The 22,894-nt window shown below is 73.8% G+C and carries 19 protein-coding genes and 2 tRNA genes; 13 read left to right on the top strand and 8 right to left on the bottom strand.

Annotation, left to right across the window (positions count from 1 at the left end; genetic code table 11):
- Window positions 1-49: 49 nt before the first annotated feature.
- Window positions 50-292 carry a mycoredoxin gene (locus AB0G08_RS00690; RefSeq protein WP_357870616.1) on the bottom strand — a complete coding sequence of 81 codons (243 nt, stop codon included), beginning with the start codon at window positions 290-292 and terminating at the stop codon, window positions 50-52.
- A 91-nt stretch (window positions 293-383) separates the two neighbouring features.
- On the opposite strand from AB0G08_RS00690, the gene AB0G08_RS00695 reads away from it, so the two are divergent.
- From AB0G08_RS00695 to AB0G08_RS00705, 3 genes are all read left to right on the top strand, one after another.
- Complete coding sequence (locus AB0G08_RS00695) at window positions 384-2,546, top strand: ATP-dependent DNA helicase UvrD2 (protein ID WP_358081150.1); 2,163 nt, start codon at window positions 384-386, stop codon at window positions 2,544-2,546.
- Window positions 2,547-2,673: 127 nt separating this feature from the next.
- Window positions 2,674-2,931, top strand: coding sequence for a hypothetical protein (locus tag AB0G08_RS00700; protein ID WP_358081153.1), 258 nt, complete (start codon window positions 2,674-2,676; stop codon window positions 2,929-2,931).
- Between the two features lie 130 nt (window positions 2,932-3,061).
- Window positions 3,062-3,427 carry a WhiB family transcriptional regulator gene (locus AB0G08_RS00705; RefSeq protein ID WP_088998544.1) on the top strand — a complete coding sequence of 122 codons (366 nt, stop codon included), beginning with the start codon at window positions 3,062-3,064 and terminating at the stop codon, window positions 3,425-3,427.
- Window positions 3,428-3,752: 325 nt separating this feature from the next.
- Here AB0G08_RS00705 and AB0G08_RS00710 read toward each other — a convergent pair whose 3' ends face one another.
- From AB0G08_RS00710 to AB0G08_RS00720, 3 genes are all read right to left on the bottom strand, one after another.
- The gene (locus tag AB0G08_RS00710; protein WP_358081156.1) at window positions 3,753-5,120 is read right to left on the bottom strand and encodes an AarF/ABC1/UbiB kinase family protein; all 1,368 of its coding nucleotides are present in this window, start codon (window positions 5,118-5,120) and stop codon (window positions 3,753-3,755) included.
- A 79-nt stretch (window positions 5,121-5,199) separates the two neighbouring features.
- On the bottom strand, window positions 5,200-6,252 hold the full coding sequence (locus AB0G08_RS00715; RefSeq protein WP_358081158.1) for a TOMM precursor leader peptide-binding protein: 1,053 nt from the start codon (window positions 6,250-6,252) through the stop codon (window positions 5,200-5,202).
- A gap of 210 nt (window positions 6,253-6,462) precedes the next feature.
- Entirely contained in the window at window positions 6,463-6,630 is a 168-nt protein-coding gene (locus AB0G08_RS00720) for a DUF5679 domain-containing protein (protein WP_012014940.1), read from the bottom strand.
- 515 nt (window positions 6,631-7,145) lie between these two features.
- Here AB0G08_RS00720 and AB0G08_RS00725 point away from each other — a divergent pair.
- Window positions 7,146-7,676 carry a M48 family metallopeptidase gene (locus AB0G08_RS00725; RefSeq protein WP_358081161.1) on the top strand — a complete coding sequence of 177 codons (531 nt, stop codon included), beginning with the start codon at window positions 7,146-7,148 and terminating at the stop codon, window positions 7,674-7,676.
- A gap of 274 nt (window positions 7,677-7,950) precedes the next feature.
- Window positions 7,951-8,565 carry a hypothetical protein gene (locus AB0G08_RS00730; protein WP_358081164.1) on the top strand — a complete coding sequence of 205 codons (615 nt, stop codon included), beginning with the start codon at window positions 7,951-7,953 and terminating at the stop codon, window positions 8,563-8,565.
- A gap of 130 nt (window positions 8,566-8,695) precedes the next feature.
- Here AB0G08_RS00730 and AB0G08_RS00735 read toward each other — a convergent pair whose 3' ends face one another.
- The gene (locus AB0G08_RS00735; protein WP_358081166.1) at window positions 8,696-9,928 is read right to left on the bottom strand and encodes a zinc-dependent metalloprotease; all 1,233 of its coding nucleotides are present in this window, start codon (window positions 9,926-9,928) and stop codon (window positions 8,696-8,698) included.
- 182 nt (window positions 9,929-10,110) lie between these two features.
- Here AB0G08_RS00735 and AB0G08_RS00740 point away from each other — a divergent pair, with 182 nt between their 5' ends.
- From AB0G08_RS00740 to AB0G08_RS00760, 5 genes are all read left to right on the top strand, one after another.
- Window positions 10,111-11,124: a PDZ domain-containing protein gene (locus tag AB0G08_RS00740; protein ID WP_357870593.1), complete on the top strand. Its 1,014-nt coding sequence runs from the start codon at window positions 10,111-10,113 to the stop codon at window positions 11,122-11,124.
- Window positions 11,125-11,382: 258 nt separating this feature from the next.
- Window positions 11,383-14,412 (top strand): UPF0182 family protein, encoded by a 3,030-nt coding sequence (locus AB0G08_RS00745; protein ID WP_358081169.1) that lies wholly within the window; start codon window positions 11,383-11,385, stop codon window positions 14,410-14,412.
- Between the two features lie 414 nt (window positions 14,413-14,826).
- A tRNA-Met gene (locus AB0G08_RS00750) sits at window positions 14,827-14,903 on the top strand.
- 538 nt (window positions 14,904-15,441) lie between these two features.
- Window positions 15,442-15,518 (top strand) — tRNA-Met (locus AB0G08_RS00755).
- 271 nt (window positions 15,519-15,789) lie between these two features.
- Window positions 15,790-16,041 (top strand): hypothetical protein, encoded by a 252-nt coding sequence (locus AB0G08_RS00760; protein ID WP_358081172.1) that lies wholly within the window; start codon window positions 15,790-15,792, stop codon window positions 16,039-16,041.
- 163 nt (window positions 16,042-16,204) lie between these two features.
- On the opposite strand, the gene AB0G08_RS00765 is transcribed toward AB0G08_RS00760, so the two are convergent.
- The gene (locus AB0G08_RS00765) at window positions 16,205-17,536 is read right to left on the bottom strand and encodes an extracellular solute-binding protein (protein WP_358081175.1); all 1,332 of its coding nucleotides are present in this window, start codon (window positions 17,534-17,536) and stop codon (window positions 16,205-16,207) included.
- 165 nt (window positions 17,537-17,701) lie between these two features.
- Between AB0G08_RS00765 and AB0G08_RS00770 the strand changes: the two genes are divergently transcribed.
- Window positions 17,702-18,535, top strand: coding sequence for a phosphoribosylaminoimidazolesuccinocarboxamide synthase (locus AB0G08_RS00770; protein ID WP_358081178.1), 834 nt, complete (start codon window positions 17,702-17,704; stop codon window positions 18,533-18,535).
- A 70-nt stretch (window positions 18,536-18,605) separates the two neighbouring features.
- On the opposite strand, the gene glpK is transcribed toward AB0G08_RS00770, so the two are convergent.
- Entirely contained in the window at window positions 18,606-20,090 is a 1,485-nt protein-coding gene (gene glpK, locus AB0G08_RS00775) for a glycerol kinase GlpK (RefSeq protein WP_358081181.1), read from the bottom strand.
- Between the two features lie 93 nt (window positions 20,091-20,183).
- Between glpK and AB0G08_RS00780 the strand changes: the two genes are divergently transcribed.
- Window positions 20,184-21,122: a ribose-phosphate pyrophosphokinase gene (locus AB0G08_RS00780; RefSeq protein ID WP_358081184.1), complete on the top strand. Its 939-nt coding sequence runs from the start codon at window positions 20,184-20,186 to the stop codon at window positions 21,120-21,122.
- Between the two features lie 39 nt (window positions 21,123-21,161).
- Here the strand turns inward: AB0G08_RS00780 and AB0G08_RS00785 are convergent, their stop codons facing one another.
- A complete protein-coding gene (locus AB0G08_RS00785; RefSeq protein ID WP_358081187.1) occupies window positions 21,162-21,629 on the bottom strand; it encodes an ATP-binding protein in 468 nt (155 codons plus the stop codon).
- Between the two features lie 120 nt (window positions 21,630-21,749).
- On the opposite strand from AB0G08_RS00785, the gene AB0G08_RS00790 reads away from it, so the two are divergent.
- Window positions 21,750-22,880, top strand: coding sequence for a DUF5931 domain-containing protein (locus AB0G08_RS00790; RefSeq protein ID WP_358081189.1), 1,131 nt, complete (start codon window positions 21,750-21,752; stop codon window positions 22,878-22,880).
- Window positions 22,881-22,894 lie beyond the last annotated feature (14 nt).

Raw genomic sequence — 22,894 nt, forward strand, 5'->3', positions numbered from 1 at the left:
GACGAGCGGCCGGCCCGGGTGGGCGGCCGCTCGTCGGCGGTGTGCCGGGTCAGGCGTCGATCGTGGCCAGGTGCTGCTTGACCTGGGTGATCGAGGGGTTGGTCAGGGCGCTGCCGTCGGCGAAACGCAGCGTCGGGACGGTCTGGTTGCCGCCGTTGACGCGCATCACGAACTCCGCGGCCTTCGGGTCCTGCTCGATGTCGACCACCTCGTAGCCGATGCCCTCCCGGTCGAGCTGCGACTTCAGCCGGTGGCAGTAGCCGCACCAGGTGGTGGAATACATCGTCAGCATGGTCAGATCCTCCAACGGTCCGCGTGGCGGCTTGCCGATCAAGCCAGGCTAACCGCTGTAACGTCCGGCGGAGCTGAGACAATCCCTCGCTGTGGTGGTTCACTCAGCATCCGAACGCGTGCTCGCCGGGCTCGACCCGGAGCAGCGGTCGGCGGTGACCGCCCCCGCCGGCCCGGTCTGCATCCTGGCCGGCGCCGGCACCGGCAAGACCCGCGCGGTCACCTCCCGGATCGCCCACCGGGCGCTCTCCGGAGAGATCTCCGCCCGGCACGTGCTCGCGGTGACCTTCACGGCCCGCGCCGCCGCCGAGATGCGGGCCCGGCTCACCGCGCTCGGGGTGGGCGGCGTCCAGGCCCGCACCTTCCACGCGGCGGCGCTGCGCCAGGTGCGCTACTTCGCGCCCCGGCTGCTGGCGGGGCGGGCCATGCCCGAGCTGCTGGACAGCAAGGTCCGGCTGGTCACCCTCGCCGCGGCCAAGGCCGGCCTGCGCACCGACCGGGCGGCGGCCCGGGACCTCGCCGGCGAGATCGAGTGGGCCAAGTCGTCGCTGGTGGAGCCGGGGGAGTACGTCGTCGCGGCCGCCAAGGCGATGCGGGACACCCCGCACGAGCCGGCCCGGGTCGCCGAGGTCTTCGCGGCGTACGAGCGGATCAAGCGGTCCAACGGGGTGATCGACTTCGAGGACATGCTGCGCGCCGCGGTCTGGGGCATCGAGGAGCACCGGGACGTCGCCGAGCAGGTCCGCGCCCAGTACCGGCACTTCGTCGTCGACGAGTACCAGGACGTCAACCCCCTCCAGCAGCGGCTGCTCCAGGCGTGGCTGGGCGGGCGGGACGACCTGACCGTGGTCGGGGACGCCAGCCAGACGATCTACTCGTTCACCGGGGCCACCTCGTCCTACCTGGTCGACTTCCCGCGCCGGTACCGGGGGGCGACGGTGGTGCGGCTGGTCCGCGACTACCGCTCCACCCCGCAGGTCGTCGGGCTGGCCAACGCGGTGATCTCCCAGGCGCGGGGCACCGAGGCGCGGCTGCGCCTGGAGCTGGTCGGCCAGCGCCCGCCCGGCCCCGAACCGGAGCTGCGGATCTTCACCGACGAGCCGGCCGAAGCCAACGCGGTGGCGGCCCGCTGCCGCGCCCTGGTCGACGCCGGCACCCCGGCGAAGGAGATCGCCGTGCTGTTCCGGACCAACGCGCAGTCCGAGGCGTACGAGAAGGCGCTGACCGAGGCGCAGGTGCCGTACGTGGTGCAGGGGGCGGAGCGGTTCTTCGAGCGGGTCGAGGTCCGCCAGGCGATGGTCGCCCTGCGGGCCGCCACCCGGTCGATCCCCGGGGAGACCCCGCTGCCCGACGCCGTGGTGGAGGCGCTCACCGCGGTCGGCTGGGCCCCTGGGGCCGCCCCCGCCGGCGGCGCCGCCCGCGAGCGGTGGGAGGCGCTCGCCGCGCTGGTGCAACTCGCTGAGGAGTACGCGGCCACCCCGCAGGTGCTGCCGATCGGACCCGCCGCCTCGGTCGAGCGCCCGGTCACGCTCGCCGACTTCAACGACGAGCTGGCCCGCCGGGCCGCCGCGCAGCACGTGCCGACGGTCGACGGGGTGACCCTGGCCTCGCTGCACTCCGCCAAGGGCCTGGAGTGGGACGCGGTCTTCCTGGTCGGCCTCTCCGAGGGCACGCTGCCCACCACGTACGCCAAGACCGTCGAGCAGGTCGAGGAGGAGCGCCGGCTGCTCTACGTCGGCGTCACCCGGGCGAGGGAGTGGCTCTGGCTGTCGTACGCCTCGGCCCGTTCCCCGGGCGGGCGGGCCCGGCGGCCCTCGCGGTTCCTGCCGCAGCTGGACCGCTCGGGCGGGGCGGAGCGGGCCGGCGCCGGTCCGGCGGCGCGCAGGCCGGAGCGTCGCCGCACCCAGATCGTCTCCTGCCGGATCTGCGGCGCCACCCTGCTCGCCGGGCCCGACCGCAAGCTCGGCCGCTGCCCCACCTGCCCGTCGGACATCGACGAGGAGCTGCACGAACGGCTGCACGAGTGGCGCCAGCGGGTGGCCGGCGGGCAGCGGGTACCGGCCTATGTGGTATTCACCGACGCCACCCTGGTCGCGCTCGCGGAGCGGCGCCCCGGGCGGGCGGAGGAGTTGATCGCCATCGCCGGCATCGGGCCCCGCAAGCTCGGCCTCTACGGGGAGGCGGTGCTGGCGCTGGTGGCGGGCGCGGCGGTCGACGAAGTCTGCTCAGAGAAAACTTTCGAAATCTCGCCGTAAATTCGTTTGCCCTCGCCCCGTGGCGAGGAATAGCCTCATGACACACCTCGCGAGCGGCGCCATTCGGGCTGCTCACGAGGGGTAGAGACCGTTTCGGCACGAGTGAACGTCAGAGGAGGTGGCCCCAATGGAGAGCGTCTACATCTGCGAGCGTCCGGCGGCGCTGCCCGCTGCCGTCGCTCCGCTGTCGGCTGTCCGGGTGGCCCTCGCCGCTGCGCGACCGTCGGTTTCCCAGGTGCACCGGGTCGAGGCTCAGGCCGAGCTGATCCTCGCCACCGCGCCGAACGGAATCCAGGGCACCAGTGGCTTCACGGGCAAGGGCGTCGATGCTGCCAAGCGTCGCATGGACGTCCGCGGAGTTCCACCTCGAGGTAGACCGGTCTGATCCTCAGACCACCGGCTCACCTCGAGGCCGCGGAACCCGCTACCGGGATCCGCGGCCTCAGTTTTTTGCCCGCCAAAGTACGTCGGAAATGCGATCCACGAGATCGAAGTGAGAGAGAGGTGACCGGGCGATGAGTCTGGCGTTGGCCCCGCTCGACGTGAGCGTCGAGGTGGAGGCGAACCTGCCCTGCCGGAAGTTCGACCCCGACCTGTGGTTCTCCGACTCGCCCGCCGAGCTCGAGCTGGCCAAGTCGCTCTGCGGGGACTGCCCGCTGCGCGTCGAGTGCCTGGCCGGGGCGGTGGAGCGGGCCGAGCCCTGGGGCGTCTGGGGCGGCGAGATCTTCGAGCGTGGCGCGGTCGTCCCGCGTAAGCGGCCCCGTGGCCGTCCGCGCAAGGAGGACCTCGCCCGCGACGCGGCGCTCCGGGTCGAGGCCGAGGCACGACTGGCGGCCAGTGGGCTGTCCGAGTCGCGCACCACGGTCCGGCTGGCGGCCTGACATGCACCCGATCCAACCCACCCACGCCGGTGTCACGCCGGCGACGAGAGAGCTGACCACCATGCTGAACGTCCTTGACGGAGTCGCCGAGATGCAACTACTTCACGAAGCGTTGTCCCGGGCTCGAATGCGCCGGCCTCAGGCCGGTCGTACCACCACGAGCACTGAGGCAACCCTTTCCGCCCGTACCGTCGCCATGAACAGCCGCAACCGCGCGGCGCGCGACCTGGGCGCTCTCTAGAACCCACCCGATGCCGAGGGGCGGTGGCCGGAATCCGGCCACCGCCCCTCGGCGCGTTCCGCGCCCCGAGCCACCGCCCGCCGGTCAGCCGCCGGCCGAGGGCTGCTCAGCCGACGGGGCGAAGCCGGGCAGCCAGCGCTCCAGGATGCCCCGGTAGGGCGCCTTCGCCTCCAGCTGGCAGAGCACGCCGATCGAGCCGAGCGTCACCCGGTGGATGAGCAGGTACGACGGCGGCAGGTTGAGCTGCCGGCTCAACTGGTACGCGGGGGAGCGGGGACTGGCCAGCCGGGCCGCCTCCGTACGCAGCCAGGCCCGGGTGAACCGGAACTGCTCGGCGGCGATGGGCTCCAGCATCGGACGGAGGAAGTCGAGCACCGCCTGGGCGTCGATCTCCTCGGTGGCACCGATGAAGCCCTCCGCCCGCAGGCCCGCCACCACCTCGTCGGCGTCGCCCCGCAGCGCCAGCGCGGCGATGCGGCCGATCGGCTCGGGCGTGCCCTCCGGCATCCGGGCCACCGCGCCGAAGTCGATCACGCCGAGCCGGCCGTCGGCCAGCAGCCGGAAGTTGCCCGGGTGCGGGTCGGCGTGCAGCAGCCCGGCCCGCTGCGGCGCGGACAGGTGCAGGATCGCCATCAGCCGGCCGGCCTCGTCGCGCTGCTCCTCCGTGCCCTCGCGGATGATTTCCGCCAGCGGGGTGCCCTCGATCCACTCGGTGACCAGGACCCGGGGCGAGGCCGAGACCACCGCCGGGATGTGGATCTCCGGATCGTCCGCGTACGCGGCGGCGAAGGCGCGCTGCGACTCGGCCTCCAGCTCGTAGTCGAGCTCCTCGGTGATCCGTTCCCGCAGCTCCGCCAGGAGCGGCTTGACGTCCAGCCCGGGCTGGATCGCCCGGAACATCCCACCGAGCCGGGAGAGTTGCTTGAGGTCGGCGAGCAGGGCGTCGCCAGCGCCCGGATACTGGATCTTGACGGCCACGTCGCGGGTCTGCGGCGCGCCGGAGGGGCCGTAGCCCGGCTCCCGCCACACCGCCCGGTGCACCTGGCCGATGCTGGCCGCAGCGGCGGGGGTGTCGTCGAACTCCACGAACCGGTCCCGCCAGGCCGGGCCGAGCTGCTCGGCGAGCACCTTGTGCACGCTGGCCGCCGGCAGCGGCGGCGCGGCCTCCTGGAGCTTGGTCAGGGCCTGCCGGTAGGGGGCGGCGACCTCCTCCGGCAGGGCGGCCTCGAAGACCGACAGCGCCTGGCCGAACTTCATCGCACCGCCCTTGAGCTGCCCCAACACGCTGAAGAGCTGCTCGGCGGTGCGCTGCTGGATCTCCGCGGAGATCACGTCGGAGGCGAGCCCGGTGACGCGCTTACCCATGCCGAGGACGGTCCGACCGGCGAAGCCGAGCGGCAGAGCGGCGAGCTTGGCGGTCCGGGACACGGCCCGGCGCGGGATGTCGGTCACCCGGCCATTGTTACCGACTCCGGGGGCCCGCGGCTGCTCTGCCGCCGGGCTGGGTGCCCGGCCCCACCTTCCAGGGCCGTCACCGGCGTCGTCTGGAGCATCCGCAGGAGGGGTGCGGCGGCCACATCCGGCGGCGGAACCGCCCCGCCCCGGTGATCTCCACCGCGCAGCCCAGGGTCTCCGGGGTGCCCCCGTCGAGCTGGGCCAGCGCCTCGGCCGCCGCGTACGCACCGGCGGCCAGGAGGGTCGAGGCGGCACCCGCCTGCTCGTCGGCACCCGTCGCGAGCTGGGCGGCCAGCGCCGGCCAGTCCGGGTCGCGGTCCGCCCGGTGCAGGTCGAGGCAGTTCAGGCAGGGGCCGGCGGGCGGTCGGACGAGGGGGCCGACCACGGGCACGCCCTCCCGGAGGCCGAGCAGCAGGTGCGGCTGGCGGCGCTGGGCGTGACCGGCGGCGAGCAGGGCGGCCGGGCGGTCCGTACCGAGCTGGACGACCAGGTCGACCCGGCCCCGCCGGAGGGGACCCGTGCCCGTGCCGGGCGCGGCCCGCTCGACGGCGTCGCGTACCGCCTGGGCGAGCGGGCGGCCGAGCGCGGCGGCCGGGATGCCGGTGCCGACCAAATCCGCCGGCCGCACCGGGCCGGCCAGGTCCGGGTGCACGTGCCCGACCCCGGCCTGGGCCAGCGCGAGGGCGACCGGGGCGCCGAGGCGGCCGGTGCCGCTGACCACCACCCGGGCGGCCAACCGGCGGCGCAGCACCTGGGCGGGCGTGCCGGGCAGCCGCGCCGAGGCCAGGGCGAGCGCCCCGGCCTCGGCGGTGAGCCGGGCCCGGGACGGGCCGGCCAGGTCCTTCGGCAACAGGGTGTGCGCGGGTACGACCAGGCCTGCGGCCCGCAGGGCGTCGAGCAGGGTGCGGGCCTCGTCGGGGGCCACCTCGGCGGCGACGGCGTGCGCCAGGACCAGCCGTTCGCTGCGGGTGCCGTCGAGCAGGTCGAGCAGGCGGGCGGCCCGGGGGTCGGCGATCTCCAGCAGTACGGCGCGACCGGGCTCGACGCCGAGTTGCAGGGTGTGGCGGTCCCGCCAGAGTCTGGTGAGGCCCGGCAGCAGGGTGGGCCGGGGCAGCGTGGCACGGCGCATGACACGAATCGTGACCGTGCCCGTGCTCACCGTCGATCGTTGTCCACAGGTGGGCCGTGCCCTGTCCAGGGCTGTCCACAGGAAATCCTGGGATATCCACAACCCGCGGGTAACCGTGTCGGCGAGCCGACAGCGGGCGGAGGGCGGATCAGGGGCGGTCATGCCGGAGGGGGCGGCCGACGGCCGCCCCCTCCGACGCATCCGTACGGGTCAGACCTTCGCCTTGCCCAGGATGCGGTTCACTGTTGTGCCGCACACCGGACACTTGCCCTTGGCCATGTTCATCCCGGTCTTCGAGACCTCGACGCGGCCCTCGAAGTCCCGCTTCTCCTTGCACTTGACGCAGTAACCGTTGTAGGTCTGGGCCTGGTCGGCCACGGTGCCCTCCTCGTCTCGTCCGCCGGCCGATGCCGTCCCGGCGGGGGTTCCCGGCGGCGGGCCACTCGGGCACCGGCGCTGGGTCGTTCTGCCACGGCCACGCTCGTGACCGCTGGTCCGCGGACCCTACCCAGGTCTGGGCGGTTCCATGTCAGCTGTGCTTCGTCACTGTGAGCAAGTCGACGTCGAGAGTGTGCATGGCGAATTACGTCGGATAAGTCAGTTTGGCGGGGACACGCCGACCGAACCCGGGTAGATGCCCCGTGCGGGGCACCCCGAGCTGCGCTCGCCGAGAAGATCACCTACGGTGGGGGTGTGACCTCGTCGCACCCGCGGACGACCGCCACGAAGGGTGACGGCGACGAATCACCGCGCGCCGGCAAAGATTTTTTGGGACTCCTGCCGACCAATCACCATTTTCCGGGCGGGTGTCGGGGTGTTGACCCTTGCGGACCCCTGGTCAGTACGCATTAGCTTTCCTTCGTGACAGGAATCCGAGGCTGCGCGGCCCGCTGATGGCAGGGGCGCGGAAGCCGGTCGTCGAAGTGCGGCGCAGCCAGCGTCGGCGACGCACGGTGTCCGCGTACCGCGACGGTGAGCGGGTCGTCGTCCTCATCCCGGACCAGTTCTCCCGGGCCGAGGAGAGCGAGTGGGTCGACCGGATGCTCGCCCGGCTCGCCGCCCGGGAGGGGCGCCTCGCCCGGTCCGACTCCGAGCTGCTCGTCCGGGCCACCCGCCTGATCAAGCTCTACCTCGCCGAGCACGGCACGCAGGCCGTGCCGACGAGCGTCCGCTGGGTCACCAACCAGAACGGCCGCTGGGGGTCCTGCACCCCGGCCGACGGCACGATCCGCATCTCGCACCGCGTCCAGGACATGCCCGACTGGGTGATCGACTACGTGCTCCTGCACGAACTCGCGCACCTCATCGTGCCCAGCCACAACGCCCGGTTCTGGGCGCTCGTCGCGCGCTACCCGAAGTCCGAGCGGGCGCGGGGCTACCTGGAGGGCGTAGCGGCGGCCTCCGGCACCCCCCTGACGGACTGACCCCCGCCGGCGCCCGCCTGCGCCGTCCCGGCGCCCGCCGGAGCCCGCTCTGCTGGCACCCACCGTCCCCTTGGCGACGCTGACGGCCCCGACCGCATCGGGCGTGCGGAAGCCGCCGAGATCTTGGTACGAAACAGCCCTTCCAGGGGCCTGTTCCTACCAAGATCCCGGCTCCGACCCCCGCCCCGACCCCGACTTCGACGGCCGTTCGGCCCGGCTCGTGGTTCCGGGCCCGTCGCTCGTCGGCCGGGCGGAGCCCGGCTAGGGTCGGAGGGTGGCCCGACGTGTGGTGGTGGCGTTGCTCGGAACGGTGGCCTGGGCGCCGCCCGGCATCGACCCGGTGGACTGGCGGGCCGCGCTCGCCGAGGACGTGGTCGACCTGCTCGCGACGCTCAACGAGGTGGAGACGGCCGTCGCCGTCACCCCGGCGGACCGGCGGCTGGCCGACGCGGTGGTCTGGCCGGACACGGCCGTGTACGAGGTGCCCGAGGCGACCCCGAACGCCGTCTTCGCCGCTCTCGCCGACGCCGGCTACGACCAGGTGGCCGTGATCGCCGGCGACGCGCCCGACGTGCCGGGCCTGACCATCGGCAAGCTGCTGCGCCCGCTCACCACCCGGCCGGTGGCGGTCGCCCCGGTCGAGGGCGATGGACCGGGCCTGCTCGGCGTGGCCACGCGCCTGCCCGTACCGGCGTGGCTGCCGGCGCTGGACCTGGACACCGCGCGGCCCGCGGCCGTGCGCGCGGCGGCGCCGCGACCCGGCGACCTGGCGGTCACCCCGGCCTGGCGGCGCCTGCGCGGGCCGGCCGACCTGGCCTTCCTCAACCCGGCGGTGGAGGGCTGGGAGACCACCCGCGCCCTGCTCTCCGGAACCGCCCTGCCCCGCTGACCAGTCCGCCGACCGGGGGAGCGCCCTCGCTGCCCGGGCCACGGCCAAGCCGCTCGATCGTTGGCTGTGTACGACCGCAAGCGGGGGCCGCCCGACCCGGGTGGGTCGGGCGGCATCCGTCGTCGACGGGTCAGGGGCGGGCGTCGCCGTCCTCGGTGTCGTCGCCCGGGCGCTGCTCCGGCTCGCCCGGGGCCTTCTCCTCCGGGCCGCCCGGCGCGCTGAAGTCGAAGCTCTCCAACTCGCCGAGGTCCCACTCGGACATCGCGAAGGCCACCGGGTCGGCGAAGTCGTCGTCGGAGGGGAGCAGGTCGGGGTGGCCCCACAGGGCGTCCCGGCCGGCGATGCCCCGGTGCTCAGTCAGCGCCGCCCAGAGCGCCGCAGCCTCGCGCAGCCGGCGCGGACGCAGCTCCAGGCCGACCAGCGCCGCGAAGGTCTGCTCGGCCGGGCCGCCGGCGGCCCGGCGGCGGCGGAACGCCTCGCCGAGGCTCACGACGTTGGGCAGCCGGCCGCTCGCCGCGCTGTCGACCACGTGGCAGACCCAGCCCTCGACCAGGGCCAGGGCGGTCTCCAGCCGGGCCAGGGACGCCTTCTGCGCCGGGCTGTCCTCCGGCGTGAAGATGCCCTCCAGCGCGATCGCCTGCATCGACTCCGGGTCGGTCGGGTCGACCCGGCCCATCGCCTCCTCGATCGCCTCCCGGTTGACCCGGATGCCGGCGGCGTACATCTCCACGGCGTTGAGCACGTGCCCGCGCAGCCACGGCACGTGCTGGAAGAGCCGCTGGTGGGCGGCCTCGCGCAGGGCCACGTAGAGGCGCACCTCGTCCTCGGGCAGCTCCAGGCCCTCGCCGTACGCCCGGATGTTGGCCGGGATCAGCGCGGCCGTGCCGGCCGGGCCGAGCGGCAGCCCGATGTCGCCGGCGGAGAGCACCTCCGCGGCGAGCGAGCCGAGCGCCTGGCCGAGCTGGCCGCCGAAGAGCGCGCCACCGAGGGTGGCGACCATCGACTGCATCGGGCCGAGCTGGGCGCGCGCCTCCGGCGGCACCAGGTCGCCCATCGCGCCGACCATGCGGCTGGCGACCGGGTCGCAGAGCTTGCGCCAGACGTCGAGCGTCTTGTAGATCCACTCGTTGCGGTTCCAGGCCAGCGAGGTCTGGATGCCCGAGGGCAGGGCGGAGGCCGGCTCCAGCCACAGGTCGGCGAGCCGCAACGCCTCCTCCACCGCGTTGCGCTCGTAGGGCGACACCGCCGGGTCGCCCGCGGCGGCGAGCTGGCTGGCGGCCACCTGGCGGGCCAGGTCCCAGTTGACCGGCCCGCTGCCCGACGCGGAGAGCAGGTGCTGCAACTGCGACATGAACTGCTGCATCTGCGCGGGATCGTTGGGGTCTGGTGGTTGCCCACCCGGGAGCGCGAAACCGAACGGAATATCAGGCACGACGTCTACGGTACGCGCGCCGCGCCCCAGGTAGCCGTCGCTGGCGTTGCGCTGAGGGCGAAGTCGCGATTCACCCGCCGGAGGCCCCGATCCCGGTCGGTACGCTCTGCCGCATGAGACGTCGCGGCGTGACCGTCCTGCTCGGTGCTCTGCTCACCGCTCTGCTCAGCATCGGCGTGCTCGGCGCGCCCATCCCGTACGTGGTGCTCGGCCCGGGACCGACGGTCAACACGCTGGGCAAGGAGAACGGCAAGGAGGTCATCCAGGTCACCGGCCGGGAGACCTCCACCTCCGCGGGCCAGCTCCGGCTGACCACGGTCGGGGTGCAGCCCTCGGTCAAGCTGCGCTCGGCGATCCAGGGCTGGTTCTCCGACGACGAGGCCGTGGTGCCGCGTGAGCTGGTGTACCCGCCCGGGGAGACCCGCGAGGAGGTCGAGGAGCGCAACGCGGAGGACTTCAAGGTCTCGCAGACCAGCGCGGAGACCGCGGCGCTGCGCGAGCTGGGCTTCCCGGTGCAGGTGGTGGTCAAGACAGTCGCCGCCGACGGACCGGCGGCCGGCGTGCTCAAGCCCGGCGACGTGCTGACCTCGGTCGACGGGCAACCGGTGCCGCTGGCCGCCCGCCTCACCGAGCTGATCCGGGCGAAGCCGGCCGGGACGGCGCTGCAGATCGGCTACACCCGGGGCGGCGTCGCCGCGTCGGCGCCGGTCACCAGCCGGGAGCAGGACGGCCGGCCCCGCATCGGCGTCGAGATCGAGCAGCAGCAGCCGCACCCGTTCACCCTGAACATCGACCTGGAGGACATCGGCGGGCCGAGCGCCGGCCTGATGTTCGCCCTCGGCATCGTGGACAAGCTGACCCCGGAGGACCTGACCGGCGGGAAGGTCATCGCCGGCACCGGCACGATCGACGACGCCGGCCAGGTCGGTCCGATCGGCGGCATCGCCCAGAAGCTGGTGGGCGCGAAGGAGGCCGGCGCGGTGGCGTTCCTGGTGCCGGCGGCGAACTGCGCCGAGGCCGTGCGCAACCCGCAGCCCGGACTGCCGCTGCTGAGGGTCGGCTCGCTCGACGAGGCGCTGACCGCGCTGGAGGCGCTGCGCGCCGGGGGCCAGCCGGCCCGCTGCTGACCACGACGCGCGGGGCGGTGCCCGGCGGGCGGGGCGACGGCCGGCGTGTCCACTGACCACGACGCGCGGGCGGCGCCGGGTGGGCGGGGCGACGACGGGCGGCGTCCGCACGGGCTGCCCGTCCAGCGACGCTCCGGTGGCCCGGCGTGGCGCCGGGTGGTCGCCGTGTGACCTTGGACCGACACGTTCAGGAACACCCCGTACTCTGGGTGCCTGGTCGGAGCCGATCACATCGAGCGTGCGGAGCCAACAGTGGTCATGAAGAGCAGCAGCCCCCTGCCGAGGATGAGCCGACGCGGACGCGTCACGATCGGTGTCCTGGTCGGGGTGTTCGTGCTCTTCACCCTGCTCGGCTGGGGTGTCCAGGCGTGGACGGACTGGCTGTGGTTCGACGAGGTCCGCTACACCAAGGTCTTCACCGGGGTGCTGACGACCCGGCTGGTGCTCTTCCTCGCCGTCGGCCTCGGCATGGCGCTGTTCGTCGGCGGGAACCTCTGGCTGGCCCAGCGGCTGCGCCCCCGCCTGCGCCCGCACTCGCCGGAGCAGGCCACCCTGGAGCGTTACCGGATGCTGCTGAGCCCTCGGCTCGGCCTGTGGATCGCGCTGGTCGCCGCCGTGGTCGGCCTCTTCGCCGGGCTGTCGGCCCAGAGCCGGTGGAACCAGTGGCTGCTCTTCCGCAACGGCGGGAACTTCGGCGTGAAGGACCCGGAGTTCGGCATCGACGTCGGCTTCTACGTCTTCCAGTTGCCCTTCCTGCGCTACCTGCTCGGGGTGGGCTTCACCGCGGTGGTGCTCTCCGTGATCGGCGCGCTCGCCGTGCACTACATCTTCGGCGGCGTCCGGCTCCAGGGCGTCGGCGACCGGATGACCAACGCCGCCCGGGCCCACCTGAGCACGCTCGTCGCGGTCTTCGTCCTGCTGAAGGCGCTCGCGTACGTGCTGGACCGGCGCGCGATGCTGCTGGAGTACGGCGACGGCCCCGTCTACGGCGCCGGCTACGCCGACGTCAACGCGCTGCTGCCGGCCAAGGAGATCCTCGCCTACATCTCCATCGTGGTGGCGATCGCGATCATCGTCTTCTCCAACGCCTGGATGCGGAACCTGGTCTGGCCGGGCATCTCGCTCGCCCTGCTGGGCGTCTCCGCCGTCGCCATCGGCGGCATCTACCCCTGGGCGGTGCAGACCTTCGAGGTCAAGCCCAGCGCGAAGGAGAAGGAGGCGCCGTACATCGAGCGGAGCATCAAGGCCACCCGCTCGGCGTTCGGCCTGGAGGCGGCCACCACCACGCCGTACGCGGCGAGCAACCTGACGCCGCCGGCGACCCTCGCCACGGACACCTCCGTGGTGCCGAACATCCGGCTGCTCGACCCGCAGTTGGTCTCCGAGACGTACACCCAGCGCCAGCAGGTCCGGCAGTTCTACGACTTCGGCGAGAAGCTGGACGTCGACCGGTACGGGGTCAACGGCAGGGTGCAGGACTACGTGGTGGGCCTCCGCGAGGTCAACTACCGGCAGCTGACCCCCCAGCAGAACACCTGGATCAACCGGCACACCGTCTACACCCACGGCTACGGGCTCGTGGCGGCCCCCGGCAACCGGGTGGTCTGCGGCGGGCAGCCCTTCTTCGTCTCCGGCTTCCTCGGCGACCCGCAGGAGCAGCAGAAGGAGCAGGGCCAGCAGACGAGCGAGCAGTGCGCCTCGCAGACCGAGCAGATCGCGGCGAAGCAGCCCCGCGTCTACTACGGCGAGCGGATGGACGCCAGCGACTACGCGATCGTCGGCCAGACCGACCAGGAGCGGAAGGCGGAGTTCGACCGCCCCGTAGGCGAGGGCGGCGAGTCCTACACCTACACCGGCGAGGGCGGCGTCGAGATCGGCTCGTTCACCCGGCGGCTGCTCTACGCGATCAAGGAGCAGGAGTCGAACTTCCTGCTCTCCGACGCGGTCAACGACAACTCCAAGCTGCTCTACGTGCGCAACCCCCGCGACCGGGTGGAGAAGGTCGCTCCGTTCCTCACGCTCGACGGCGACCCGTACCCGGCGGTGGTGGACGGCCGGATCCAGTGGATCATCGACGGCTACACCACGGCGGCGACCTACCCGTACGCCGAGCGCGTCAACCTCCAGGAGCAGACGGCCGACGAGCTGACCGGGCGGGGCACCTTCCAGCTCGCGCGGGAGAACGTCAACTACATCCGCAACTCGGTCAAGGCCACCGTCGACGCGTACGACGGCACGGTCCGGCTCTACGAGTTCGACGAGACCGACCCGGTGCTCAAGGCGTGGAACAAGGCGTTCGGCGGTGACCTGGTGGTGCCGAAGTCGGAGATCCCGGCGGAGCTGGCCGAGCACTTCCGCTACCCGGCCGACCTGTTCAAGGTGCAGCGCAACCTGCTGACCCGGTTCCACGTGACCGACCCCGGCGCCTTCTACTCCGAGACGGACTTCTGGCAGGTGCCGAACGTGCCGGACGCCCCCGACACCGGGCAGAAGCAGCCGCCCTACTACCTCTTCACGCAGTTCCCCGGTCAGGATTCGGCGCGCTTCCAGCTCACCTCGGCGGTCACCCCGAACGGCCGGGAGAACCTCGCCGCGCTGATCTCCGGGTCGTACGTGGACGGGCAGCCGAGGCTGGAGGTGCTCGACCTGCCCGACCAGACCCGGGTCTCCGGCCCGGTGCAGGTGCACCAGTCGATGACCAACAACGCCAACATCCGGCAGCAGCTCAACCTGCTCCAGTCACAGCAGGCGCAGGTGCAGTACGGCAACCTGCTCTCGCTGCCGTTCGGCGACGGCATGCTCTACGTCGAGCCGGTCTACGTGAAGACCGCCGCGCAGAACGCGCCGCCGCTGTTGCAGCGGGTGCTGATGTCCTACGGCGACGGTGGCTCGTACGTGGTGCTGGCCAACAACGTGGCCGACGGCATCAAGCAGCTCGTCGAGCAGGGCAAGCAGGCCGGCGCCCCCGGGGCCCCGCCGCCCCCCGGTGGCACCCCGCCGCCGCCGGCCGGTGGCACGCCGCCGGGCGGGACCCCGCCCCCGATGACCGGCGAGCTGGCCGAGGCGGCCAACCGCGTCCAGGCCGCGATCGCGGAGGTCCGCGCCGCGCAGACCTCGGGCGACTTCGAGCGGTACGGGCGCGCCCTGAAGGCGCTGGACGAGGCGCTCACCGCCTTCCAGCGGGCCCAGCAGGCCGCCACCGCCCCGACCCCCGGGGCCAGCGCGCCGGCGTCCCCGACCCCCGGGGCGAGCGCTCCGGCGTCCCCGGCACCGACACCGGGCGGCTGACCCGTACCACCCTCGCGGCGCCCCCGGCCCACGGACCGAACCGGTCCCGGCGCCGGGGGCGCCGTCGCGTTCACGACGACCGGCCGGGCACCCGCAACCCGCCGCTCCACGGCCGGCGCTCCCCGCCGGCGCCGAGGGCGTACCCGTCGCCCTCAGCGAGCCGGTGGTCGGGGCGCTCTGCGGGGCCGGGGCGGCCGACGGTGCGGACGCGGCCGGCGACGCCGGGGCGGTCGCCGGCGACCGAACGGCGGCAGGCGGCGGAAGAGGGGTGCGCTCCTCGGCGAAGCTCGTCGCGTCTCTCCTGTCTCCGACCCACGCTCTCCCGGTCGTTCCGCCTGATCCAGGAGAGACGGCGCCGGTCTCCGGGGTCGTTTTGCGGGGACGGGGGTCGGTGGGATACGGTATACGAACCGACGCGGGGTGGAGCAGCTCGGTAGCTCGCTGGGCTCATAACCCAGAGGTCGCAGGTTCAAATCCTGTCCCCGCTACCACGTCGGAACGGCCCCGGACTTGAATCCGGGGCCGTTCCGCATTTCCGGCCCACCCGCCGCCCGACGATCACGCGGCTCCCGGCTCCCGGCTCCCGGCTCCCGGCTCCTTGCCGCCTGCCGCTCGGTCGTGTGTCCGCCGCCCGCCGCGTCCGTTCGCTGCCGGCCGGTCGTCGTCCGTCGCCGTGGTGGCCGGTCGTCGGTCGTCGCCGTGGTGGCCGGTCGCGTCCGGTGCGGCCGGTTGCCGTTCTCGTCACCGTGGTGCCGCCCCCGCCCGGTGCGGCCGGACGGCTCGCGTGACGCCGGTCACTCCGCCTCGTCGGTGACGCAGTCCGTGAGCGCCGGTCCAGGCAGCGGTCATCGGGACGTCATGAACCCGAAAAGGCCCGGATGACGTCCATGACGTCCCGACCGCCGGGCGGCTCAGGCGCGGCCGCGCCGGCCTCCGAAGTCGGTCCGCCCAGGTCAGGGCGGGTGTCTCGGCGGGATCGGGGGTCCACTGATCATCGTGGCGTCGGGTGCGCTAGAGTTAACGAGCCGACGCGGGGTGGAGCAGCTCGGTAGCTCGCTGGGCTCATAACCCAGAGGTCGCAGGTTCAAATCCTGTCCCCGCTACCACGTCGGAAAGGCCCCGGAGATCATCTCCGGGGCCTTTCCGCTTTCCAGCCCCGGTCGGCCGAGCGGCGGCGGGCGGAGCGGGGCTGGTCAGCCGCTCGCGTACGCCAGCGTCGACCTGCTCCCTTTACGCGCGCGCCGGGCGGGCCGACCGGCGGAACGGTGCCCCGGCGCTGGTGCTCTGACCGTGGGCTCGCGCGGTCCCGGGCGCCGGACACGCGCGTTCCCGGCCGACCGACGTGCCGAGTTTGCGGTTGTCGACGAAGATGTGGGCATGTCTTCATTCGGTAAGTGGTGGGGCCGGCTCAGCGCCGTCCTCGGTGCGGTCGTGCTGTCGGTGTTCGTGCCCGTCGCGGCCTGGGCGTCCACCGGCACGGGTGAGCTCGTGGTGGAGGCCGCGCGGCGGCGGCGCGGGGGTGGCGGCTTCGGCTTCATCGGCCTGCTCTGCTGCCTCGTCGTGGTCGCCGGCGTCGTATTCCTCGTGATCCGCATGATGCGCAACCGCCGGGGTGGCCCGCCGCGCTGAGCCGCGGCGCCACGGCGCCGGCATCCCGCCGCGCGGAGGCCCGCCGAGCACACGCCCGGCACCCCGCCGAGCTGAGCGGCGGATCCCGGCGCCGGCACCCCCTCGCGCGGAGCCCGGTCCCACGTCCGGCGCCTCGCCGGGCGCGGCTGCGCGGTGACTGGCCCTATCCGGCCAGCGCCGCGTTCGCCTGGGCCATGAAGCGGGCTGTCGCGGCCCGGGGGCCGGTCCCGCCGCCGCGGATGCTCTCGGCGGCCTCCAGCAGCAGCGCCCGCACGCGCGGGTGGCCCTGCGGCGGTGGGCTGGGGGCCGGCCCCAGCCGAGCGGCCAGCGCGGTGCCGAGAGCCGCCGCGCGCCGCTGTGTCGGATCGGTGATGCTGCCCTCGACGAAGGTGCGTACGGCGAGGCTGGGGTTGAGCCCCCGCTCGTGACCGAGCACGGCCCCCGCCTCGCCGTTGCCGGTCATGAAGTTGATCACGTCCGCCACCAGGTCGGGGTGCCGGGTGCCGCGGAAGGCCGCCCAGTACATCGACGCCCGGGGCCACTGCGCCTCCGGGGGCCCCGGCATGGCGGCCAGGCCGAGCTCGGCGTCGGTGAGCCGCTGGAGCTCCGGCAGCTGGTGCGACCAGGCGAACGAGGCGGCCGTGGCGCCGGTGACCACGAGCTGTCGGGCCGGTTCCCCGCCGTCGGCCTGCTCCACCAGCGCGGCGCTCGGGGTCGCCCGGCCGGACCGTGCCCGCCGCCACAGGTCGAACCACTCGGTCAGCGCGTCGGCGCCGAAGCCGAGCTGCCGATCGCGGTAGAACTCGCCGCCCTGGCCGCGCAGCCAGAGCCAGAACGCCCGATAGTCACCGGACGCGTCCATCGTGCCGGCCACCCGGCCCTCGCCGACCCGGGTGACCCGTTGCGCCCAGGCGACGTACTCCGCCCAGGACATCCCCGTGCGCGGCTCGGGCAGCCGCAGCCGGCGCAGCAGCGTGCGGTCGTAGACCACGGCGGCGGCGGTCTGTGCCGCGGCGACGCCGACCGTACGCCCGTCGACCTGCCCGTACCGGACCAGGCCCGGGGGCAGGGTGCGCAGGTCCAGGCGGTGATCGGCGACGTGTCCGCTGAGGTCCAGGAGGATCTCGCGGCGGGCGTACTCGGTGAGCATGCTGTCGTCGAGCTGGATCAGATCGGGCACGTTGCCGCCCGCGGCCTGGGTGGCCAGCCGGTCGTAGTAGCCGTCGGGGCCCTGCCAGGTGACCCGGAAGCCGACGCGGGGATTGCGGTCGGTGTAGAGCCGCAGCACCCGTTCGGTGAGTTCGGCCCGCTTCGCCCCGCCGTACCAGAAGACCGACAGCTCGACCGGCCCGGTCTCCACCGGGGCCGCCCGGTCCTCGCTGCACCCGGTGAGCCCGCCGGTGGCGAGCACCGGCGCGCCCAGCAACGCGGCGAGCACCCGGCGCCGCCCCGGGTCCGCTCCGGCGCGGGGGAGCGGGGATCGGGCAGCGGGCACGGAGACTCCTGGCGGACCGGTGGGGCGGGCGGCCGGATCATTCACGCAGGCGCCGCGGGAGGTGTCAACGTACGTCCGGCCACACCACCGCACCCCAGGCGTACGCATCGATGCGCGCGGCCACCGGCGGAGGCCGTACGCGGCCCACATGGTGTACTAGGGCGCGTGGAACTTCTGCACTCGGGCAAGGTCAGGGACGTCTACGCCGACGGCGGGGACCTGATCCTGGTCGCCTCCGACCGCATCTCGATCTACGACGTGGTGCTGCCGACGCCGATCCCCGACAAGGGCAAGCTGCTCACCGCGCTCTCGCTGTGGTGGTTCGAGCAACTGGCCGACCTGGTGCCGAACCACGTCATCTCCGCCACCGACGTGCCGGCGGAGTTCGCCGGCCGGGCGATCCGCTGTCGGCGCCTGGAGATGGTCCCCGTGGAGTGCGTCGCCCGCGGCTACCTGACCGGCGGCGGTCTGAAGGAGTACCAGCGCACCGGCGCGGTCTCCGGCGTCGAGCTGCCGCGTGGCCTCGTCGAGGCGTCCATCCTGCCCGAGCCGATCTTCACCCCGTCGACCAAGGCACCGGTGGGCGAGCACGACGAGCCGATCACCTTCGCCCAGGTGGTGGACAAGGTCGGCGCCGAGACCGCCGAGCGGCTGCGCCGGATCACGATCGACGTATACCGCCGGGGCGCCGAGCTGGCCGCCGACCGGGGCATCCTGGTCGCCGACACCAAGATCGAGCTGGGCTGGGCGCCGGACGGCACGCTGACCGTCGGCGACGAGCTGCTGACCTCCGACTCGTCCCGGTTCTGGCCGGCGGAGTCGTACCAGCCGGGCCGGGCGCAGTTCTCCTACGACAAGCAGTACGTCCGGGACTGGGCGGTGGAGAGCGGCTGGGACAAGCAGGCCCCGGCGCCCGAGGTGCCGGCCGAGGTGGTCGAGGCGACCCGGGCCCGCTACGTGGACGTCTACGAGAAGCTCACCGGCAACCGCTGGGACTGAGGCCCGGGGTCGCAACAACCGGGGATGCGACGACCTTCGCGGCCGGCGCGGCGGTCAGTGCGCGCGGCGGTCAGTCCACCCAGTCGAGGGTGCGCTGAACGGCCTTGCGCCAGTTGCGCAGCTCCCGCTCCCGGTGCGCCGGCTGCATCGTCGACTCCCACTGCGCGTCGGAGCGCCACTGGCCGCGCAGCGTCGCCAGGTCCGGCCAGAAGCCGACCGCCAGGCCGGCCGCGTACGCCGCGCCAAGGCAGGTGGTCTCGGTGATCCGGGACCGGACCACTGGCACGTCGAGCACGTCGGCGAGGAACTGCATCAGCAGCCCGTTGGCCGTCATCCCGCCGTCGACCCGGAGTCGGCGCAGCGCCACGTCGGAGTCGGCGTTCATCGCGTCGACCACCTCGCACGTCTGCCAGGCGGACGCCTCCAGCGCCGCCCGGGCCAGGTGCCCCTTGGTGATGTAGCCGGTCAGGCCGGCGATCACCCCGCGCGCGTCGCTGCGCCAGTGCGGGGCGAACAGCCCGGAGAAGGCCGGCACGACGTAGCAGCCGCCGTTGTCGTCGACGGTGCGGGCCAACTCCTCCACCTCGGGCGCGGTGGAGATCAGCCCGAGGTTGTCCCGCAGCCACTGCACCAGCGAGCCGGTGACCGCGATCGCCCCCTCCAGCGCGTACGCGGCGGGCTGGCCGTGGATGCGGTAGGCGACGGTGGTGAGCAGGCCGTGGGTGGAGGGGACCGGGCTGGCGCCGGTGTTGAGCAGCAGGAAGCTGCCGGTGCCGTAGGTGCACTTGGCCTCGCCCGGCTGGAAGCAGGTCTGCCCGAACAGGGCGGCCTGCTGGTCGCCGAGCGCGCTGGCCACCGGCACCCCGGCCAGGACGCCGGTGGCCTCCCCGTAGACCTCGGCGGAGCTGCGGATCTCCGGCAGCATCGCGGCCGGCACGCCCATGGCGTCGAGCAGCTCCGGATCCCAGTCGAGGGTGGTCAGGTCCATCAGCAGGGTGCGGCTGGCGTTGGTCACGTCGGTGACGTGCCGACCGGTCAGCTTCCAGATCAGCCAGCTGTCCATCGTGCCGAAGAGCACCTCGCCGGCCTCGGCGCGCCCGCGCAGCCCGTCGACGTGCTCCAGCAGCCAGCGCAGCTTCGGCCCGGCGAAGTAGGTGGCCAGCGGCAGCCCGGTGCGGGTGCGGAACCGCTCCTCGCCGTACGCCTGCTCCAGCTCGCGCAGCAGCGGGCCGGTGCGGGTGTCCTGCCAGACGATCGCGTTGGCCACCGGCCGGCCGGTGGCCCGGTCCCAGACGAGCGTGGTCTCCCGCTGGTTGGTGATGCCCACGGCGGCGAGCCCGGCGGCGTCGGTGCCCGCGGCGCGCAGCGCCTCCCGGACCACCCGCTGGACGTTCTCCCAGATCTCCTCGGCGTCGTGCTCCACCCAGCCCGGCCGGGGGAAGATCTGCCGGTGTTCCCGCTGGGCCACGGAGACGATCTCCCCGGCCCGGTCGAAGACGATGCACCGCGAGGAGGTGGTGCCCTGGTCGATGGCGGCGACGTACTGGGGGGTCACGGCAGCACCGTACCCGCACCGGGCGCGCTTCGCCGGCCGGGCGGCGGCCCCGGCGGGGAGCCGGTCCCGATCCCGCCCGTACGATGTGCGGACGTGCGTGACATCGCCGTCTTCAGCGGAACCGCCCATCCCGAACTCGCCGCCGAGATCTGTGCCCACCTCGACGTGCCGCTGCACCCGGTGCGGGTCTCCCGGTTCGCCAACGACTGCCTGGAAGTGCAGTTGCAGGCCAACTGCCGGGAGCGGGACGTCTTCCTGATCCAGCCGCTGGTGCCGCCCGTGCAGGAGAACCTGGTCGAGCTGCTGCTCATGATCGACGCGGCCCGGGGCGCCTCGGCCGGCCGGATCACCGTGGTGCTGCCGCACTACGCGTACGCCCGGTCGGACAAGAAGGACGCGCCGCGCATCTCGATCGGCGGGCGGCTCGTCGCGGACCTGCTCACCTCGGCGGGCGCGGACCGGGTGCTGGCGATGACCCTGCACTCGCCCCAGGTGCACGGCTTCTTCAGCGTGCCGGTCGACCACCTGCACGCGCTGCGCGAGCTGGCCGACCACTTCACCCGCTACGACCTCAGCAACACCGTGGTGGTCTCGCCGGACCTCGGCAACGCCAAGGAGGCGGCGGCGTTCGCCCGGCGGCTCGGTACCCCGGTGGCCGCCGGGGCGAAGCAGCGGTTCAGCGACGACCGGGTCAAGATCAGCGCGGTGATCGGCGACGTGGCCGACCGGGACGTGATCGTGCTGGACGACGAGATCGCCAAGGGCAGCACGGTGATCGAGTTGATGGAGCACCTGCGCGAGCTGAAGGTCCGCTCCATCCGGCTGGCCTGCACGCACGGCCTCTTCTCCAGCGGCGCGTTGCGGCGGCTGAGCGAGCAGGAGGGCGTGCTGGAGATCGTCTGCACCAACACGGTGCCGATTCCCGCCGACAAGCGGGTGCCGAAGCTGGAGATCCTCTCGGTGGCGCCGGCCCTGGCCGAGGCGATGCGCCGGATCCACAACGGCGAATCGGTGAGCGCCCTCTTCGCCTGACCCGCCGCCGACCCGCCCCGCGTGCGTCCGCGCGCGGGGTCAGTCGCGGCGGTGGCGGCCGGTGTGCTGGGGGGCCGCGACGGCGGTGCTGATGCGGACCGTCGTGCCGCGCGCGCCGGTCTCGACGTCCATGCTGTCGCTCAGCTCCCGGGCCAGCCAGAGGCCCCACCCGCCGGCGGTGTCGGCGGCGGGGCGGCTCCGGTCGCCCAGCCGCTGCGTGCTGATTCCCTGCCCGTGGTCGGACACCTCGCAGAACAGCTGCCCCGACTGGCACCAGAGCCGCAGCCAGCCCCGGCCGCCGCCGTGCCGGACCGCGTTGGTGATCAGTTCGTTGACCGCCAGCACGAAGTCGTCCAAACGCTGCCCGGTCAGCCCCGCCGCATGCGCGCAGGAGGTGACCGAGTGTCGAAGCTCGGTCACCTGGGCCTGCTCGAAGGCCTCGGCGATGAGGAGGGAAGGTTCGATGGGCACAACCGTACGCTGTGCTCCGGGTTCCGCATTCGTCATGGCCCCGTCCCGACAGCGGATCGCGGAAGTTTTCGCGGCTTTTTCACCGTACGTCAGGGTTTCCCGGGGCGCATCCGCCGGGCCGCCGGCCGTCCTGGCTGTTGTGGCATCGTGACGGGCGTGCCGACGCCGCCCGGTGGTTTCGAGGTCCCGCTCTGGCGGGCCATCGCCGTGTTCCGGGTGGCCTCCCTGGCGTACGTCTGCGTGCTGGCGCTCCGGGACGCCGACCGGTACGCCCACCCGCTCGCGGCCGGCGGCCTGGTCCTGCTGATGGCGGCCTGGACCGGCGTGACCGCCGTCGGCTACGCCGACCCGGCCCGCCGGGGCTGGCCGCTGCTCCTGGCGGACCTGGGGGTCGTCCTCGGCATCATGCTGGCCACCCCCTGGGTGATCGGGCGGACGGCGCTCGCCGCCGGCGTGCCCACCCTCGCGGTGGCCTGGCTGGCCGGCCCGGTGCTGGCCTGGGCCGTCTCCGGCGGCCGGCGCCGGGGCACGGTCGCCGCCCTGGTGCTCGGCGCGGCGGACCTCGCCACCCGCGAACGGATCGGCGAGTCCTCGCTCACCGGGGTGATCCTGCTGCTGCTCGCGGGGGTGGTGGTCGGGCACGTCGCCCGGCTGGCCGTGACCGTCGAGGAGCGGCTGCACCGGGCGGTGGAGCTGGAGGCCGCCACCCGGGAGCGGGAGCGGCTGGCCCGGGACATCCACGACTCCGTGCTCCAGGTGCTCGCGCTGGTGCAGCGGCGCGGCGCCCACCTGGACGGCGAGGCCGGGGAACTGGCCCGGCTCGCCGGGGAGCAGGAGGCTGCGCTACGCGCCCTGATCGGCGGCGCCGCCCCGGTCGGGGTCGCCGCCGACGGCGGGCCGGTGGACCTGCGCGGGCTGCTCGGCCGGTACGCCTCGGCGACGGTCTCGCTGTCCGCGCCGGCCACCCCGGTGCCGCTGCCCGGACGGGTCGCCCACGAACTGGCCGCCGCGGCCGCCGCCGCCCTGGACAACGTGGCCCGGCACACGGACGGGCGGGCCTGGGTGCTCGTCGAGGACGAGGGGGCGACGGTGACCGTGTCGATCCGCGACGAGGGGCCGGGGTTTCCGGACGGCCGGCTGGAGCAGGCCGCCGCCGAGGGCCGGCTCGGCGTCGCCCGGTCGATCCGGGGCCGCCTCGCCGACCTCGGCGGCACGGTGCGGATCACCTCCGCGCCGGGCGTCGGCACGGAGCTGGAACTGACCGTTTCGAGGGAGGTGCTCCTGTGACAGGCGTACGGGTG

Source organism: Micromonospora sp. NPDC023644, assembly GCF_040640115.1.
GTDB lineage: Bacteria > Actinomycetota > Actinomycetes > Mycobacteriales > Micromonosporaceae > Micromonospora.

Bases quoted from the DNA above. Each gene is read 5' to 3' on its own strand.
- AB0G08_RS00785 (WP_358081187.1), bottom strand. From the start codon at position 21,629: ATGACGAATGCGGAACCCGGAGCACAGCGTACGGTTGTGCCCATCGAA.
- AB0G08_RS00760 (WP_358081172.1), top strand. From the start codon at position 15,790: ATGTCTTCATTCGGTAAGTGGTGGGGCCGGCTCAGCGCCGTCCTCGGT.
- AB0G08_RS00700 (WP_358081153.1), top strand. From the start codon at position 2,674: ATGGAGAGCGTCTACATCTGCGAGCGTCCGGCGGCGCTGCCCGCTGCC.
- AB0G08_RS00690 (WP_357870616.1), bottom strand. From the start codon at position 292: ATGCTGACGATGTATTCCACCACCTGGTGCGGCTACTGCCACCGGCTG.
- AB0G08_RS00715 (WP_358081158.1), bottom strand. From the start codon at position 6,252: ATGCGCCGTGCCACGCTGCCCCGGCCCACCCTGCTGCCGGGCCTCACC.
- AB0G08_RS00735 (WP_358081166.1), bottom strand. From the start codon at position 9,928: ATGCAGCAGTTCATGTCGCAGTTGCAGCACCTGCTCTCCGCGTCGGGC.
- AB0G08_RS00740 (WP_357870593.1), top strand. From the start codon at position 10,111: ATGAGACGTCGCGGCGTGACCGTCCTGCTCGGTGCTCTGCTCACCGCT.
- AB0G08_RS00725 (WP_358081161.1), top strand. From the start codon at position 7,146: ATGGCAGGGGCGCGGAAGCCGGTCGTCGAAGTGCGGCGCAGCCAGCGT.
- AB0G08_RS00745 (WP_358081169.1), top strand. From the start codon at position 11,383: ATGAAGAGCAGCAGCCCCCTGCCGAGGATGAGCCGACGCGGACGCGTC.
- AB0G08_RS00705 (WP_088998544.1), top strand. From the start codon at position 3,062: ATGAGTCTGGCGTTGGCCCCGCTCGACGTGAGCGTCGAGGTGGAGGCG.